General features: G+C 47.0%; 12 protein-coding genes. 11 read left to right on the top strand and 1 reads right to left on the bottom strand.

Annotated elements, in window-relative coordinates:
• Positions 1–12: 12 nt before the first annotated feature.
• Genes NF543_RS14170 through NF543_RS14150 form a run of 5 tightly spaced genes read left to right on the top strand, consistent with a single transcriptional unit; the run spans position 13 to position 10,316 of the window.
• Positions 13–3,513 (top strand): TonB-dependent receptor, encoded by a 3,501-nt coding sequence (locus NF543_RS14170; protein ID WP_257668990.1) that lies wholly within the window; start codon positions 13–15, stop codon positions 3,511–3,513.
• A gap of 12 nt (positions 3,514–3,525) precedes the next feature.
• Positions 3,526–5,514, top strand: a complete 1,989-nt coding sequence (locus tag NF543_RS14165; protein ID WP_257668989.1) for a RagB/SusD family nutrient uptake outer membrane protein — start codon at positions 3,526–3,528, stop codon at positions 5,512–5,514.
• Between the two features lie 25 nt (positions 5,515–5,539).
• Positions 5,540–7,723 carry an alpha/beta hydrolase gene (locus NF543_RS14160; RefSeq protein ID WP_257668988.1) on the top strand — a complete coding sequence of 728 codons (2,184 nt, stop codon included), beginning with the start codon at positions 5,540–5,542 and terminating at the stop codon, positions 7,721–7,723.
• A 14-nt stretch (positions 7,724–7,737) separates the two neighbouring features.
• On the top strand, positions 7,738–9,246 hold the full coding sequence (locus tag NF543_RS14155) for a glycoside hydrolase family 28 protein (RefSeq protein ID WP_257668987.1): 1,509 nt from the start codon (positions 7,738–7,740) through the stop codon (positions 9,244–9,246).
• A 59-nt stretch (positions 9,247–9,305) separates the two neighbouring features.
• Positions 9,306–10,316, top strand: a complete 1,011-nt coding sequence (locus tag NF543_RS14150; RefSeq protein ID WP_257668986.1) for a glycosyl hydrolase family 28-related protein — start codon at positions 9,306–9,308, stop codon at positions 10,314–10,316.
• Positions 10,317–10,479: 163 nt separating this feature from the next.
• Here the strand turns inward: NF543_RS14150 and NF543_RS14145 are convergent, their stop codons facing one another.
• Positions 10,480–11,274, bottom strand: a complete 795-nt coding sequence (locus tag NF543_RS14145) for an XRE family transcriptional regulator (protein ID WP_257668985.1) — start codon at positions 11,272–11,274, stop codon at positions 10,480–10,482.
• 74 nt (positions 11,275–11,348) lie between these two features.
• Between NF543_RS14145 and dinB the strand changes: the two genes are divergently transcribed.
• The 6 genes from dinB (at position 11,349) to NF543_RS14115 (ending at position 18,706) form a co-directional block, all read left to right on the top strand.
• Positions 11,349–12,536 (top strand): DNA polymerase IV, encoded by a 1,188-nt coding sequence (dinB, locus tag NF543_RS14140; protein WP_257668984.1) that lies wholly within the window; start codon positions 11,349–11,351, stop codon positions 12,534–12,536.
• Positions 12,517–15,453 (top strand): DNA polymerase III subunit alpha, encoded by a 2,937-nt coding sequence (locus NF543_RS14135; RefSeq protein ID WP_257668983.1) that lies wholly within the window; start codon positions 12,517–12,519, stop codon positions 15,451–15,453. Before dinB ends, NF543_RS14135 begins: the two co-directional genes overlap by 20 nt.
• Positions 15,454–15,457: 4 nt before the next feature.
• On the top strand, positions 15,458–16,882 hold the full coding sequence (locus tag NF543_RS14130; RefSeq protein ID WP_257668982.1) for an exonuclease domain-containing protein: 1,425 nt from the start codon (positions 15,458–15,460) through the stop codon (positions 16,880–16,882).
• A 109-nt stretch (positions 16,883–16,991) separates the two neighbouring features.
• Positions 16,992–17,453 (top strand): VOC family protein, encoded by a 462-nt coding sequence (locus NF543_RS14125; RefSeq protein WP_257668981.1) that lies wholly within the window; start codon positions 16,992–16,994, stop codon positions 17,451–17,453.
• Positions 17,454–17,654: 201 nt separating this feature from the next.
• Complete coding sequence (locus tag NF543_RS14120) at positions 17,655–18,491, top strand: SDR family oxidoreductase (protein WP_257668980.1); 837 nt, start codon at positions 17,655–17,657, stop codon at positions 18,489–18,491.
• A complete protein-coding gene (locus tag NF543_RS14115; RefSeq protein WP_257668979.1) occupies positions 18,458–18,706 on the top strand; it encodes an Atu4866 domain-containing protein in 249 nt (82 codons plus the stop codon). The genes NF543_RS14120 and NF543_RS14115 overlap by 34 nt, the downstream gene beginning before the upstream one ends.
• Positions 18,707–18,721: the final 15 nt, after the last annotated feature.

Genomic DNA, 18,721 nt, shown 5'->3' with positions numbered 1-18,721 from the left:
CTAGACAAATATATGAAATATGGTTTCCAGTTTAAGGAAATCGGCTATGTTTATTTAATGTTGCTGCCCATTACGGCAGGCAAACAGCTTAGCCGCCACATTGTACTTCCAATGAAACTCACTGTATTGCTTATCGTGCTATTCAGTTTCAAGGTGTCTGCCGATGCCTACTCACAGGGCATTACCCATTCATTCCGTAATGCGTCATTGCAGGATGTCATTGTTGAGCTGAGCAGGCAGACCGAGTATGATTTTGTGATCCACAAACAACATGTTGCCCAGGCAAAGCCCATCACCATCAACCTGAAAGATGCGGAGATTACTAGTGCGCTGGATAGAATTCTATCCGGGCAACCCTTTACCTATGAAATTTTCGAGCATACGATCATCATCCGTCCACGCAAAACGCAGATGGCATCCATCGCGTCCAAACCACAACAGCCATTCTCCGTACGTGGGCATGTCACCGATAGCCTTGGCAATCCACTCAGTGGGGTTACAGTGAAGGTCAAGGAAACCGTGTCGGCCCGACAAAAGAGGGGCACGACGACAGATGCAAATGGAATTTTCACAATAGAAGTTGATTCAAATGCCATTCTCATATTTTCAGCTATCGGACATGAAACAAGCGAAATCCCAGTAAATAGCCGGAGGGAAGTGAAGGTCGTATTAAAAGAGGCTATTTCCGAGATGGGGCAGGTGGTGGTCATTGGTTACGGATCGGTAAGAAGGAAAGATTTGACAGGATCGGTAGGCCAGGCAAAAGTGGAGGAAATGCAGAAGGCGCCCATTATATCATTTGAAGAGGCGTTGGCCGGAAGGGTGGCTGGTGTTAAAGTGAGTTCCGCTGATGGCCAGCCGGGAGCGCCGATCAATATTGTGATCAGAGGCACCAATTCCGTTACGCAAGATAATTCCCCACTATATGTCATCGACGGGTTTCCCATGGAAAATCCTGATAACTATACCTTAAACCCTTCGGAAATCGAATCCATTGAGATATTGAAAGATGCCTCTTCGACCGCGATATATGGTGCCAGAGGTGCCAATGGCGTTGTCATCATCACGACTAAAAAAGGGAAAATAGGCGCGCCGGTCATTTCTTATAACATGTATTATGGCTTCCTGAAAAACAAGAGAAAAATGGAGCTGATGAATGCCCATGAGTTCGTGCAATATCAAATGGAGCGCGACTCGGCAAATGCGGCAGAGACCTATCTCATAAACGGCAAAATGCTGGAGGATTTTCGAAACGCACCAAGCATCGACCTTCAAGATCAGGTTTTCAGAACATCGCCTTTTCAAAATCACTTCATGTCAATAAATGGCGGACAAGGAGGCACGAGATATTCGATTTCAGGTTCCATATTGGGTCAGGACGGTGTCATCAAGAATTCGGGGTATGACCGGTATCAAGGACGTGTCACACTTGACCAAGCCATCGGCACCAAACTCAAGGTAGGGGTCAATGCCAATTATACCGCGGCCGAAAGATTTGGCACGGTGCCGTCCGAACAACGAACCGGTTTCTTTTACGGTAACCTGTTATATAGCGTCTGGGCATACCGGCCCGCATCGGGGCAGGTCGTTGAAGATCCGTTGGAACAAACAGATGAAGATTTCCTGAATTTAATGGGATTTAACCCGATACAGACCGTCGAAAATGAATACCGGGCTAACAAAACCGATCTGCTGACAACCAATGTGTTCGGCGAATACTCCTTTGGAAAATATGTGAAGCTTAGAGCTTCTGGCGGGGTGACAAAATCAAAAGTAAAACGCGAATCTTTCAATAATTCATTGACTCCATTAGGTAGCCCATTGACCACTTCCGGCCAGAACAACGGTGTGAATGGATCGGTCACCTATAGTGAACTGACCAGCCTACTCAATGAAAACACATTAAGTTTTAATAAAACATTCAATCAGCATCATAAACTAGATGCCGTTGCAGGGTTTACCGTGCAGAAAACTAGAACGTTCTCCTACGGCGCCTCGGCCAATCATATACCGAATGAATCATTAGGTATCGCTGGCATCAGTGAGGGCGAACCGGTGAGAATCAATTCGGGGAGTTCACAGCATACACTGGCTTCGTTTTTGGGCAGGGTAAATTACGCTTATCGCGCTAAATATCTTTTTACGGCATCCATACGGGCTGACGGTTCTTCAAAATTTTCCCCAGGTAATAAATGGGGTTATTTCCCCTCCGGCGCCGTTGCCTGGCGATTGGGCAGCGAAAACTTCATGCAAGGTTTGACCTTCATTTCGGATGCTAAAATCCGCCTCAGCTATGGAGTTACAGGCAACAACCGCGTGCTGGACTTTGCCTATCTTTCCCGGATTGACCTTCCCTCTTCCATTGGCTATAGTTATAATAATACCCCGGTCAAGGCGGCTATCTTGTCAGAACTGGGCAATATCAACCTGCAATGGGAAAGCACTGATCAATTGAATCTCGGCCTCGACCTCGGTTTATTTGATGAACGCATCACGTTGACGACCGACGCATATCGGAAAACCACAACAGACCTATTGCTGAATGCCAGACTCCCCAATTCGATGGGATTCACAACAGGCGTAAAAAATATCGGAAGTGTAGAGAACAGGGGGCTGGAATTTACACTCAATGCGCAGATACTCAATAACGAGGCCTTTTCCTGGAACTCAAATTTTAATATTGCGTTCAACAGGAATAAGGTACTGGCCCTTACTGAAAACCAGCAAACGATGCTCACGCTTGCTACCTGGAACATTGATCTCAGGAATGTGCCCCCTTATATCGCGGAAGTAGGTTATCCTATCGCGAGGTTTTACGGCTACATTTGGGAAGGCAACTATCAATATGAAGATTTCAATGAAACCGCTCCGGGTACGTATGTCTTGAAAGACCATATCGCCACTTACAATGCAAACCGTACGCTCACCCAGCCGGGTGATATAAAATACAAAGACGTAAATGGCGACGGGGTTGTCAATACAGCCGATCGGACAAATATAGGTGACCCCAACCCCAACTATATCGGTGGTTTTTCTAATGACCTGACATACAAAAACTTCGATCTGAACATCTTCTTCGAGTTTTCCGCGGGAAATGATGTGCTCAATGCCAACAGGATCATATTTGAAGGGGGCGGACGGGTAAACCAGAACATGTATGCCACTTACCTGAACAGGTGGACACCGGAAAACCAGAATGACCTATATTACCGCACAAACGGCAGAGGCCCTTCTGATTTTGGATATTCTACCAGAATTATTGAAGATGGTTCCTATCTCCGCCTGAAAACCATCGCGTTGGGATACACACTCCCTGCAAGTATCACACGCAAAGTGAAAATGAATACGGTCCGCGTTTATGCTTCCGCCCAGAATATATATACCTGGACAAAATACCAAGGTTTTGACCCGGAAGTTTCAGCATACGGCAGCAATGCGCTGATGCCCGCTTTTGACTATTCTGTTTATCCGCGCGCGTTCACGATTACATTCGGCGCAAATATTTCATTTTAAAAAAAGGACGATATGAAAAGATTTTTCATTTTTCTCACGATGTTCGCGGCTTCAGGCATGTTGTCCTGTGAAAAGTTCCTGCAAACAACACCTGAGGATTTTTCAACACCTGAACAATATTACAGTACGGAGTCCGAGCTGAACGACGCGCTCGCCGGGGTATACGCCTCGCTGACGACTACCGCCACCTATGGACTTTACCGGTCTGCTTTCCTGCCGCATGCATCCGATGAAGGCTATTATAAAAGCACAACCAGTACCGCTAACGCCATGGCATATGATAATACATCGGCAGATAACTATTTTGAAAATTCTTGGCGCGACTTTTATATTGGTATCAATCGCGCCAACTACCTACTTGCAAATGTGCATAGGCCTGACATGGACGAGCAAAAACGAAACGCGATAAAAGGTGAAGCCCTTTTCTTAAGGGCCTTCATCTATTTCGAGCTGGTTTGCGGGTGGGGGGATGTACCGTTGTTTGTCGAGCCCATTATCGATAGCAGAAAAGTCAACAACCCACGCACCCCGTCCATTGAGGTATATGAACAAATCCTCAAGGATCTTAAAGAAGCTAAAGACTTGGTCAATACCTATGAGATCAACGGTACTCCGGTGCATGTTTCAAAGACAGCTGTGGAGGCCATGCTGGCGAGGGTATGTTTGAAAATGGCCGGCGCACCCCTAAAGGACCTTTCCAAGTATGCGGAAGCCCGGGACTGGGCGGACAGCGTCATTCAATCAGGTGTGCATCGGTTAAATCCCAGCTATTCGGAGATATTCATCAATCAAACGGCTGATAAATATGATGACGCCAACAAAGAGGTTATTTGGGAAATTGAGTTTTATGGTAATAATATAGGTGCGCTCAGGGCCGGCGGGCGTTTTGTGAATTACCTTTCCGTAACGAGTAATAATCGAGAAGCCGGCATCGGGTATGGCCGTGTTGGTGCCACGGGTTATTTGTTTCGATTGTATGATATTGTTGACACGAGGAGGGATTGGGCCATCGCCCCATACAGCTTTTTGAACAACAACGGCACCATTGAAGTCCCTAAGGCCGCCACCGATATCTATACCCGGGGTGTGGGGAAATGGAGAAGAAAATATGAAACCGTACTTCCCAGGAATACCGATTATGGACCCACCAATTTCCCGGTAATCCGTTACGCGGATGTTTTATTGATGTATGCGGAAGCAGTAAATGCGATCGAGGGGCCCACCCCTGCCGCTTATGACGCAGTCAACCAGGTGAGGAGAAGGGCATATAACCAATCCCCTTCGGAACAGGGTGTTACGCTTTCCGTACTTAACAGCATAAACCTTTCCGATGCCGGCAATACTGGGTATCTCAATACGGAGCTCGTTATTCCAGTAACGGTCATCGGCGGCGGTGGCAACGGTGCCGAAGCCAATGCTACGGTTTCAGCCAGCACCGGAAAAGTAACATCGGTAAATATTATCAATCCGGGTTCCGGTTATACCACCGCACCGGATATCCGCATTGGCACCGCCTGGGTGGCGAATACGCATTATGAGGTGGGGAAACAGGTTTACCATGAAGAAAATCTTTATACCGTCACCACGGCCGGTACGGCCACCACTACTCCGCCAACGCATACCAGCGGCTCCTCTGCTGCCGACGTTACGGGTGTCGAATTCCTCTATGCAGGACAACGGGCTACGGCCACCGCAACAGTTGGTACCTATGAAGTGGATATGCCCGATCTTCCGCAGGATGATTTCCAAAAGCAAATCATGGATGAAAGGGCTAGGGAGTTATGTTTTGAAGGCTTGCGAAAATTCGATCTGATCCGGTGGGGCAATTTCATTGAACAGATGAAGCTCATGGAAACGGATATCCAGCAAAATGCACCCGCTTCCCTTCAATATACCACGCGGCCCTACGCCAATGTTTCCGAAAAGCATTTGTGGTATCCCATCCCCAGTTCGGAAATGTCATTAAATACAGCTATGGAGCAAAACCCGATGTGGGATTAACGAGCTTACGAACCTTACACAAAAAATGGTCAACATAGGACATCAATACAGGTTTGCAAAACATTGCATGGTGCTTTTCCTGATGGCAATGGCTGTTTTGCCTTATTTTGCTATGGGGCAAAACAGCCAGCAATTTTTAAGTCGCTGGAGTCAATACAGCGATGCACCCAATGCCTTATACCGCTACGTATCAAGCGAAGCCCAGAAGCACTTAGCCAACCGAACGGCCATGCTCAATGGCATCCATTCATTGGCGCAATGGCAGGAAAGACAGGCTTGGATACAAAAGACCCTATCGGCGGCCATCGGGCCTTTTCCGGATCGGACATCACTGAATCCGAAAATCACCAACATCATAGAAAAGGAAACCTACCAGCTTGAAAACATCGTATTTGAGTCACAACCGGGGCATTTTGTCACTGCAGCCCTGTTCGTTCCCCGGCAACTGAAAGCTGGAAAAGCACCCGCCATTGTTTATTGCAGTGGGCATTCCGCGACGGGTTATCGGTCTTACCAGCGCATACTCATCAACTTGGTCAATAAAGGATTTGTTGTATTGGCCTTTGATCCCATAGGACAAGGAGAACGGGTGCAATATATGGATACCACCAACAAAAAGCCTTTATTTAAGTATCCGGCCTGGGAGCATTCTTATATCGGGGCGCAGCTGTTCATGACCGGAAACACACTGGCTCGAAACATGCTATGGGATGGTATGCGGGCCATTGACTATTTGGTAACCAGACCGGAGGTCGATACCACGCGCATCGGCATTACCGGTCGTTCGGGGGGCGGTACGCAGACTGCCTATATAGCGGCTATGGACCACCGCATCAAGGCCTATGCCCCTGAAAATTATATTACCAATTTTACCCGGCTGTTCCAGTCGATAGGACCCCAAGACGCGGAACAGAATTTCCTTTACGGGATTCGGGAAGGGCTTGATATGGGCGATCTATTGATAGCAAGGGCACCTATTCCCTGTCTTGTGTTGGCGACCAGTAGGGATATGTTTCCGATACAGGGCACCATAGAGACCTGTGAAGAAGTGGGGAAAATCTACCAGGCCTACGGAAAACCAAACTTGCTCCGGATGGTAACGGATGATGCCCCTCACGCGTCCACCCAACCTAATAGGGAAGCCATGTATGCCTTTTTCCAACAGCATTTGCAAAACCCCGGTAACCCCGCTGATGAAGAAGTGGAGCTTTTGAGTGCCGATGAGCTGCGCGTTACACCCACCGGCCAAGTAGGGAGTTCCTATCCAGCCGAAACGGTGCATAGTTTGAATCTCCGCGACGCCGTCCATCGATTAAAGCTGCTAGACGCCGAAAGGAAGGGAGACCCTTCCTCCCGTGTTCGTAAGGCACGTGAACTGACCGGTTATGCCACACCCAGCAATACATCCAAACCTGTATTTACTGGACGTTCGCAAAAAAGCGACCGTACCATCGAGCAATATATCCTTTTTGGAGAAGACGGTTATCCCATACCCTGCTTGCTATTTACGCCAAAAGAAGGCCATACTGGCCATGGAGTGATTTATTTAGATCCAGCGGGGAAATACGCCGATACGGCACGGCACGGCACGATTGATTGGTTAGTACAAAATGGAGTCAGCGTATTGGCACCCGATATGATTGGAACCGGTGAAATAGGTCCAGGCAGCTTCAAAGGCGATTCTTATTTAGACAGCGTTTCCTACAACGTATGGTTCGCCACTGTGCAGATCGGTAAAACCATTGTAGGGATACAGGCCAGTGATATCATCAGGCTGGCTAGATTTATGAAAGTGGATAAGGGTGTGCATGCTGTTTATGGTTTTTCTAGAACGGAAATGGCACCTGCCTTGTTGCATGCCGCCGCATTTGAAAAAGATATCGAGAAAGTGGTGCTTATAGCGCCCTATTCATCCTACCGGTCCATCGTCATGAACCCGATATACCGACCCACTTTTTTACACAGCACGGTTCCCGGCTCGATAGGTGAGTATGATTTACCCGACCTCGCGGCCTCCCTTGCGCCCCGGATCCTGTTGATCATAGGAGCAACAGACGGAAATGGGAACAATGACCAAGCTCATGAAATCGAAAAGGATATGCAGCTAATCCGCGACGCTTATCAAAAGAAAGCCGCATCGCATCTGCGGATCATAGAACGCACCACAGATCAGTTCCATGATCAGTTGAAAGCATGGATCGATCATTAAAAATAGTTTTGAAGATGACGCAACATTTTGCAAAAATCATTTGCTGCCTGTTATTGGGTAGCATGGTCCTAACGGTAACCGCAGCAGATTTTCTCATTACTGAATTTGGGGCCCGCCCCGGACCTCAGTCACTCAATACGGTGCCCATTAATAAGGCAATAGAAGCCTGCGCTAGCAATGGCGGCGGTAGGGTCGTTATACCTGCCGGTACTTTCCGTTCAGGAACCATCCTGATGAAAAACCATGTCGAACTGCATCTGGAAGCCGGGGCAGTGCTGTTGGCCAGCTCCGATATCAAGGATTTTCCCCTACAACCGCAACCGACCTACCGCTCCCAGAAAGACCCTGGAGGATGGCGTGCGCTCATTTATGCGAATGAAGTGGCCCATATTGCCATTACCGGTCTGGGCACCATCGACGGCAATGGCGCCAAACAAAAACCGGATAAAAATGCGAAGCACGGCAGCGATATGGACGGCCGGCCGAGGAATATTCTTTTCATATCGTGCAGTGACATCAGGATCTCCGGCATCAACATGCGCAACGCAGGTATATGGAATCAGCACTACCTTAACTGTGAAGAAGTAATGGTAGATCGGATCAATGTATATAACCACGCCAACCGCAACAATGACGGTATTGATATTGACGGTTGCCGTCGGTTCGTGCTTTCCAATTCCATCTTTGATACCGATGACGACGCTATTGTATTGAAGAGTACCGGGGCAGCGGGCTGTGAAGACGTGACGATTACAAACTGCACGGTTTCCAGCTTTTGCAATGCGATCAAAGCGGGTACCGAATCGACTGGGGGGTTCAAGAATATCACCATTTCCAATTGCGTTATTAAGCCAAGCACCAACAAACAGCCGCCCATCTATGGCACAGCAAGGGGAATCACGGCGTTGTCATTAGAAATCGTCGATGGCGGGGTGATGGAAGGTATTAGCATCAGCAACATCGTAATCGAAGGAACAGCATGCCCCTTATATATACGCTTGGCCAACCGCGCACGGAAACATACAGATGCAGCACCCGATCCTCCCGTGGGCGCCATGCGCAATATCGTCATCAGCAATATCACCGCTTATAACACCGGTAATTATTGTTCATCCATTACCGGCATTTCTGGGCACTACGTGGAAAATGTGACCTTATCAAACATTCAGTTTTTTCATAAAGGCGGTTTGAAAGCAGGCGATTTTATCGTCGATATCCAACAGGTAAAAGAGGATGAAAAAGGGTATCCGCAGCCCACGGTCTGGAAAGAATTACCTTCCTCCGGCCTGTTCATACGGCATGCCAGGAATATACAGATAAACGGCTTGTTGCTGGGTGCCTTAGTAAGCGACCCCCGCATACCGGTCATTGCTGTAGATACAGAGGGGTTGCAGATCAAAACTATCGGCCGCGTCACCCATTCCGATGCACCGGTTTTTTGCAAGGGATGGCAAGTCAACGATATACAGGTAGACCCTCCGCTTGGGTGGAACAAAAAAGTGATCGAAATAGAAAACAACTAATATTTATAAAGCCGAGTTCATTGCAAAGCTCGAATCACTAACCATTAAACATATACATCATGAAAAAAGACCAATTATTTCCACATGCTGGCGCAGGCTCGTCAGTGCGATTTCTGCCGCTTTTAATCTTAGGCGCCGTCATACTGTCCGCTGCCTGCTCCCAGCAGCCGGTGTTACCGGATGACGAAGGAACCGTCGATGTGCAATCGGTAGGAGCTGTCGGAGATGGCGTTACGGATGATACATGGGCTTTTCAAAAAGCAATCGACTCCATGGCATCCAGAGGAGGAGGAACAGTTTACGTTCCACCCGGCAACTACCTCATCGATGCCGACACTTCCATTAAGATGCGATCAAACGTGTACCTGGATATGGTGGATAGCACACGGGTTTTGATCGCAAAACCTACGGAAAGTCAACGTTTCAATGTGATACGCATGATCAACATATCGCATGCGAGGGTGATCGGCGGTAAAATACAAGGCGATCGCTACACGCATTTGGGAACTACCGGTGAATGGGGGATGGGTATCTGCATTTACGGCTCCTATAATGTACGAGTGATCAACACACGTATTGTCGACTGCTGGGGGGATGGTATTACCGTAGGGGCACGCACCGCCTATGGAGCGCCCAACGGCAGTGTGAGAGTGGTAATAAAAAATGTTGTTTGCCGCAATAACCGCCGGCAAGGGTTGACCATCGGATCCGTAGACAGTCTCATTGTGGATTCCTGCGCCTTTCTCTATACATCAGGCACTTTGCCAATGGACGGCATCGACATTGAGCCAGATAATGGTACCGCGCAACGCGTATATATCACGAATTGCGAAATCGCCCACAATGGTGGCAACGGTGTCGAGATGAATGCCAAACCCTCCACGACGGCCGTCATCAAGGACATACATGTGCAAAACAACCATATCCATCACAATGCTTATAGTGGTTATATCCAACATGTTCAAAACTCGGTGTTTAACCACAATCGTCTTACCGACAACAGGGTTCGTAACTTGGTCTACGCGCGTGATACCGTCAATTGTATTTTCACGCCGAACACCTATCAATAAGCAATAATCACCGACCTATTCCCATAGTGATGCCCTCAGCGAGATTTTCTACACCGTGTGTAGAAAATCTCGTTTTCGGGATTCATTATTCAAATTCACGCTATGTTTTTGCTGCCGATGCCTCATTTATCCGTTCATTACCTGAGTATGGAGTAAAATTCACTCATTTCGATAGTGCCTTTACCTCATCCTGTAAATCCTTCACCATCCGCACGAGTTGTCGCATATCTGTTTCCGGCTCAGGGATATCTCGGCTGGTAAAGGAATAAAATTTCCATATTTCCAGCACATCATCGGCATGTATCGTATAAGGCTCAGTAAGCGGATTGAGCGATCGCAGCAAACATGTGCCATTGTCCTTCAAAGTCACCAGCTTAAAAACAAAATCCTGTCCTTTCATAACTACAATGCAGGGGGTCTCCGGTTTGATGGCAGCCCAATCCTCGATGTATTCCACTGTAATGTCGCTGTCCTCAGGCACGGGAACCATGGAATCGCCCGCTGAAGGGAAAATGCGATAGGTGCCCTGTTTAGGCAGGTTGGGCAAAGAATACCTGGGAAGCGAAGCGATGAATTCTGGATCATTGTATCCTGCCAGATAGCCCGCCTTTGCCTTAATGGGTACATACTCTACGTTTTCGTTGTTATCCCTATCCACCGTGATGGCCAGCACACGCAGGTTGCCGCCCTTGATGTACACATCGGTGCCCGCTTCCAGTTCCCGTAGCTTCAGTTCGCCTAATTTAGATAGGTCAACCTTGATGAGGCTGTCGATACTCACTTTAAAATAATCCGAAAACTTTAACAGGTCTTCGATGGCCGGTGACCTAGTCTGCCCCATCTCGATGCAATTCAGCTTGGAGCGTGTCATGGAAAGTTTGGATGCAAATGCCTCCTGTGTCAACTTTCGCCTGGTGCGCAGGAATTTTATGTTGCCCGCAAAAAAAATATTTGCCATTGTCATTCACTATTGTGTAAATTGTAGTCGTGATTATGACTATAATTTAGTCAAAGATAAAAATTGTTTGTGAAATGGAAAGGCATATTGTGCATTGCGATTTGGACTCTTTCTTTGTAAGCGTGGAGAGGCTCCTCAATAGTGACCTTATGGGAAAGCCTGTGCTGATCGGTGGAAGCAGTGACCGGGGCGTTGTCGCATCCTGCTCCTATGAAGCACGCAAATTCGGCATCCATTCTGCAATGCCGATGAGATTAGCACGACAACTATGTCCAGAGGCTATACTGGTAAAAGGCGATCATGATCTATACTCAAAGTACTCCAATATCGTCACGGAGATTATCGAGGAAAAAGCACCGCTGGTGGAAAAGGCCAGTATCGATGAACACTATATTGATATGAGCGGCATGGATAAATTTTTTGGAACCTGGAAAATAACCCAGGAACTGCGCCAGCGGATCATTGAAGAAACGGGGCTGCCTATTTCCTTCGGCCTTTCTATTAACAAGACCGTTAGCAAAATTGCTACCGGTGAAGCCAAGCCATGCGGAGAAAAGAAAGTGGATGATGGTACAGAGAAACCATTTTTAGCGCCATTATCCATACGGAAAATACCGGGTATCGGTGACAAAACGTATCCCTTGCTCCGCAATATGGGCATCTCCAAAATCCACACCTTACAGGAGATGGAGGTATTTACCATGCGGCGGGTTATGGGAGAAAATGGTGTGTCAATCTGGAAAAAAGCCAATGGGATTGATAATAATCCAGTAGTACCTTTTCATGAGCAGAAAAGTATGAGCAAAGAAACAACGTATGAAAGCGATACCATTGATATGGATATCCTGAAAAAAACGTTGGTGAGCATGGTAGACGAACTGGCTTTTGATTTGCGTAAAGAGAAGAAGCTCACAGGCTGCATCACCTTGAAAATAAGGTACAGCAATTTCGATACGCATACGCAACAGGTGAAGGTACCCTTTACCAACTCCGACCGGGTGATTATGGAAAAGGTCATGGAATTATTCCGGAAGCTATATAGCAGGCGTATGCTTATCCGGCTGGTAGGGGTGAAGTTCAGCAACCTGATATACGGCAGTTACCAGGTTGATTTGTTCAACGACACACTGGAAGAAATTAGTCTTATGCAGGCGATGGATGAGATACGGATGCGCTATGGCGCGAAATACATACTGCGGGGGATATGTTTACAAGACGACGACAAAGCAAAGGGAGGAAAGGATGTTGCTCAATTTACATAGCTATTATAGCCTACGTTATGGGACACTTAGCCTGGAAGACCTCATAAGCGGGATGCTGGCCAATGGCTATGATACGGCCGTGCTCACCGACATCAACAACAGCAGCGGGGTGCTCGATTTTATCAGGCTTGGGCAGGAAACCGGCCTGAATATCCTTGCGGGCATGGAATACCGCAATAAGGACGCATTGCGCTATATCGGTATTGCAAAGGATGGAAATGGCTTTCAGGAACTAAACGATCTGATGACCGAAGCCAACCGCGAGAATAAGCCTTTGCCGGAAATTGCACCGGAGTTAAGCCATGCGTTTATCGTCTATCCCTATGGTAACGTGAAAGTAAGGGACTTACGGGATAATGAATACATCGGCATAAGGCCATCCGAAGTGAACCGGATCGTTATGGAGCCCGCTAGAAATTTTGAAAAATATGTAATACTCGCCTCTGTTTCTTTCCATCCACAGGATTATAAACTGCATAGCCAATTGAGGGCGATAGACAACAATATCCTGATTTCCCAGTTGCAATCCGGACAGGTGGCAATGCCTGATGACGTGTTCCTCCCTAACGTGAAACTCATGGAATGCTATAAGCAATTCCCGCAATTGATCCGAAATACAAACAGGTTACTGGCGCAATGTGCCTTCGATTTCGATTTCAAAAAGGTAAAGAACAAGGAAACGTTCACCGGCAGCAGGTATGAAGACAAGCAATTGTTATATAAATACGCGATGGACGGCTTTGTACGAAGGTATGGAGCTGGCGACAAGAAAGCGCGGGAACGGGTACTGAAGGAACTGGATATTATTGACGACCTTAACTTCTCGTCCTATTTCCTTATTACAGACGACATCTGCCGCTATGCCCGCCGCCGGGATTTCCACTATGTGGGCAGGGGCAGTGGCGCCAATAGCGTAGTGGCCTATTGCCTCGGCATCACGGATGTTTGCCCCATAGCGTTAGATTTATATTTTGAAAGATTTTTGAACCCCAAGCGCATATCCCCACCCGACTTTGATGTAGACTTTTCCTGGAATGAACGCGATGAAATCTATGATTATATTTTCAAGCATTACCAAAGCGGGCATACCGCACTCATGGGTACCATAAGCACTTTCCAAGGACGCAGCGTGATCCGCGAACTGGGTAAGATATATGGACTGCCGAAAGGCGAAATTGACAGGTTGGTGCATGAGCCGCAGCACATGCTCAACAAGAATGAAGTAACGGACATGATCCTTTCCGTATGCAACCGCGTAAAAGACTTCCCCAACCAGCGCTCCATCCATGCCAGCGGGATACTGATCTCGGAGCTGCCTCTTACCAATTATTCGGCATTGGACTACCCGCCGAAGGGCCTGCCCACCGTACAGTTCGATATGTATGTAGCCGAGGATATCGGCTTTGAGAAGTTCGATATTTTAAGCCAACGCGGTATCGGCCATATCAAAGATTGCCGTGAAATCGTAAAGCAAAATAAAGGGATTGTGATCGATACCGGTAATCCAAGGCGTTTTTTCAACGATGAAAAAATCGCTAAGCAACTGAAATCCGCAAATACCATCGGCTGTTTTTACATCGAATCACCTGCCATGCGGCAATTGCTCACCAAGTTAACATGCGACAATTACCTTACCCTTGTGGCGGCATCTTCCATAATAAGACCGGGTGTAGCCAGCAGCGGTATGATGAAAGCTTATATAGAACGGCATCATGATCCTTCAAAGGTCGAATACCCGCATCCGGTATTCGAAGAACAGCTAAGGGAAACCTACGGCGTGATGGTGTACCAAGAAGATGTCATGAAAATCGGACACCATTATGGTGGGCTTGACCTAGCCGACGCCGATGTGTTGAGAAGGATGATGAGTGGCAAATACCGCCATATCAATCACCTGCTGGAAATAAAGGATAAGTTTTTCAGCCACTGCAAAGCGATGAACTATCCCGAAGCTACCTCGATGGAGATATGGCGGCAGATGGAATCCTTTGCCGGTTACAGCTTTAACAAGGCACACTCCGCTTCCTTCGCCGTAGAAAGCTACCAGAGCCTCTATTTGAAGACCTACTATCCCAAAGAATTCATGGTGGCCGTGCTGAATAATTACGGTGGCTTTTACAACCGTAAGGTATATGTAAACGAAGCGCGGAAATCGGGGGCCAATATCTGCCTGCCCTGTGTGAACAGGAGCGTTTTCAAAGCCACCATTTACGGTGATGATATTTATTTGGGATTCGACTGCTTACTGAATCTTGAAGAAAAGCTGGCGAAGCGTATACCGGATGAACGGCAGCAAAACGGGGATTATACGGGTATTGAAAACTTCGTCTTACGTACCGGAGCGAGCTTGGAACAGATGGTGGTGCTCATCCGCTGCGGAGCGTTCCGGTTTACGGGCATAGGCAAAAAAGAACTGTTATGGGAGACGCATTTACTTTTATCCGGCAAGAAGCAGAAGCAGGAATCAGTGCCCTTGTTTGAAAGCATGGCATCTAGGCCGGTATTGCCTAAACTGGAGTATTCCATATTGGAAGACATCTATGATGAAATTGAATTGATGGGCTTCCCGGTTTCCGCTTCTATGTTCGATCTGGCTAAATCGGACTTCCGCGGTGAAACGGATGCCGATGGTCTATTGGAACTCGAAGGTCTGGTGGTGCGCATGGTCGGCGATTTTGTGGCGGATAAGGATGTTCGTACGAAGAACGGCCAGCGTATGAAATTCGGGACGTTCTTTGATGCCAACAGCGACTTTTTCGATACGGTGCATTTCCCACCCTCATTGGCCAAGTATCCGCTGCTCGGCAACGGCCTGTACCTGTTAGAAGGCAAAGTGACCGTAGATTTCGGCTGTCCGGCACTGGAAGTGATAAGATGTGGCAAGATGCCGTTAAAAAACGACCCTAGGAGTGAATGATAAAATGAAACATATCGAATACGCTATCGTAGACATCGAGACCACTGGAGGTAATGCATCGGGAAGCAGGATTACCGAGATCGCCATCATTATACATGACGGACACGACATTATAGATCGTTTTGAAACCCTGGTTAATCCGGAAAAAGAAATTCCGTTACCTATTTTCGCTCTTACCGGGATTGACAACGACATGGTGAGGGATGCACCTTTATTCGGCGATATTGCCGAAAAGGTGTTTACCATGCTGGAGGAGCGGGTGTTCGTGGCCCATAATGTAAATTTCGATTACTCCTTCGTGCGACACCAGTTGGAAGAATGCGGCTATAAATGGAATGCAAGAAAACTTTGCACGGTACGCATGAGCCGGAAGGTAAGACCAGGTTTACGTTCGTACAGTTTGGGCAAGCTATGCGATACATTAGATATACCCATTGAAAACCGCCACCGTGCAGGTGGGGACGCGGATGCGACTGTTATTCTGTTTACCCGCCTGATGGAATGGGATACGGAAAACCATATCCCCGATATGCTCAAGAAGACTTCCAAAGACCAACGGCTGCCCCCAAATCTGCCCAAAGCGGATTTTGAAGCATTGCCCGGTAAACCTGGCGTATATTATTTGAGGAACAGAGCGGGTAAGATCATCTATGTGGGGAAGGCGGTCAACCTAAAGAAGCGGGTGGCCTCCCATTTCTCCGGGCATAACATCAATCCCCAGCGCCAGCATTTTCTTAGGGAGATCTATTCGGTTTCATTCGAAATATGCGCAACTGAACTGATGGCGCTGCTGTTGGAATGCATCGAGATAAAGCGCTTATGGCCGGCGTATAACCGAGCACTGAAACGGTTTGAGCCCAAATATGGGCTGTTCTGCTATGAGGGGGTGAATGGTTATACCTACCTGGCTGTGGGTAAGCTGGCGAAGCATCACAGGTGCATTCAGGTATTCAACCGGGAGTATGACGGCATCCGTTTGTTGCGCGAACTGGCCCATCAATTCGGGCTGGACCATCGGCTATGCAGGTATGGGCAGCCGATACCCGACGATTCGGCTGGTGCATTGCCGGATATGGCCGAACATAATGCGCTCATGGATGAAGCACTCCAATCCCTGGAATCCAAGCGTCCCACATTTGCTATTATCGACAAAGGGAGGGATGCTTCGGAACGGAGCTGCGTCTGGGTGGAAAAGGGGAACTTTTATGCGATGGGCTATATATTCAACGACACAGACCTGAATACCCCCGAGGATATCAGGGATAGCCTGACACGGTATTACGGCAACCACTACATGATGCAGCTCATCTATGCCTTTGCGGAGAAGTTTCCCGCCAAAGTGGTAGATATGTCAAAGGGCAATGCAGCGAGTGGAGATTACCCGTACGACGACCTACAGCACGGGGAGGCCTTATTCGCTTATCGGTAATTTCAAACACGTTGGTTTTTCCCGCACACTAGTGATCTGCTTGATTATCTTCGTGTATCCCTACTCATCAGCAGTTGCATGTGTCCTTTCCCTACTGTATATTTGAAGGATGAAACAATCATTGATCCTGTACATACTTATTGGTATGTGTCTCATTGGAATCCATATTAAAGGCTATTCACAAGAGAACAAAGGGGTGTTCAACCATATTGCCTTATCCGTTTATGATCTCAAGAAAAGTGCATCCTTTTATCAGGAAATACTGCAGCTCGATACCATTCCCGAGCCTTTTAAAATAGGCAAGCACGCGTGGTTCGAGATCGCCTCGGGATTCTCACTACACCTCATTGCGGATGCAACGGAAATCAAAGCGCACAATAGGAGTACCCATATTTGCTTTAGCGTGGCCTCTATTGATGATTTCATTGACCGACTGGCTAATTCCGGCATCGTCTATTATAACGTGCAGAATGAGCCAGGCAAAGTAGGTACGCGCGTGGACGGCGTGAAACAGCTCTACATCAAGGACCCCGATGGATATTGGATAGAGGTTAACAACGAACAACGCTAATCGTTCATTTATCGATTGACCTCATCTTTGTTGTATTTCATCCTGTATTCCGATGGCGACATTCCCGTAATCTTTCTATTTGACCACATATACTATAATCTTTGTTTCGGCTACAACAAGCATTGATTAGACTACATCCATCATTTGCACTATGCTCAACTTTGTAGTGTAAATAATTATTAATCTAAAAATTCAAAAAAAATGGAGACAAAGAAAGTATGGTTTGTTACAGGTGCATCAAAGGGATTAGGTTTAACGCTTGTAAAAGAACTTTTGGCAAATAATTATCGTGTTGCGGCGACATCAAGAACTCAAAAGTCTTTAATAGAAGCCATTGGGAGAAATGAAAATTTCCTTCCCATCGAAATGGATATTACGAGTAATAATGATGTGGCAAAAGCGATAGAGGCAACAGTTAGTCATTTCGGACAGCTTGATGTTGTTGTCAATAATGCCGGATACGGTCAGATCGGAACTTTGGAAGAACTTTCGGACGAAGAAGTAAAAAAGAATTTTGATGTCAATGTTTTTGGCTCGCTAAATGTCATCCGAAACGCAGCGAAACATTTACGTAATCAGCGGTTCGGACATATTTTCAATATCGCTTCGATTGGTGGTTACCTGGGAAATTTTCCGGGCTTTGGTATTTACTGTTCCACCAAGTTCGCAGTTGCCGGATTTACCGAAGCACTTGCCGAAGAAATGAAACCATTTGGCGTTCATACCACCTTGGTATATCCAGGGTATTTCAGAACCGATTTCTTATCAAAAGATTCAGCACAAACACCTAAAAATCCTATTGCTGCTTATACTTCCGCTCGTGAAAGCGAAGCAGCCCATTTGAACCAAATCAACGGCAATCAACCTAACGATCCGCAAAAAGCGGCTGAAGTATTAATTAAAATCACTCAGGAAGAAAATCCTCCCGTTCATTTATTCCTCGGGAAAGATGCGTATGATTTGGTTTACAGTAAAATAGATTTAATCACTAAAGAAACAGAACAATGGAAAAGCTACACACTTTTTACGGCGTTTTAGTCCTCACTATAGACGGATACATCCGACACCAATTACTGCCGAATTTTCGTTATGATGAAGCCAGAGGAAGCAAAAAAGTGCTTATCAAGGCAGTTAGTTATACTATTCCCAGAAATCATATTGACTACAAAGACGATACAGGATTTACGGCAGATGGAGAATTCAAAGACGACATACTTTATCACGCGGGAATGATTTTGTATAAAGAGAAATAACTTTCTAAATTAGCA

This window comes from Parapedobacter tibetensis (assembly GCF_024704835.1).
In the GTDB taxonomy this organism is placed as follows: Bacteria; Bacteroidota; Bacteroidia; order Sphingobacteriales; family Sphingobacteriaceae; genus Parapedobacter; species Parapedobacter tibetensis.
This window is presented reverse-complemented; position numbering and strand designations above follow the sequence as displayed.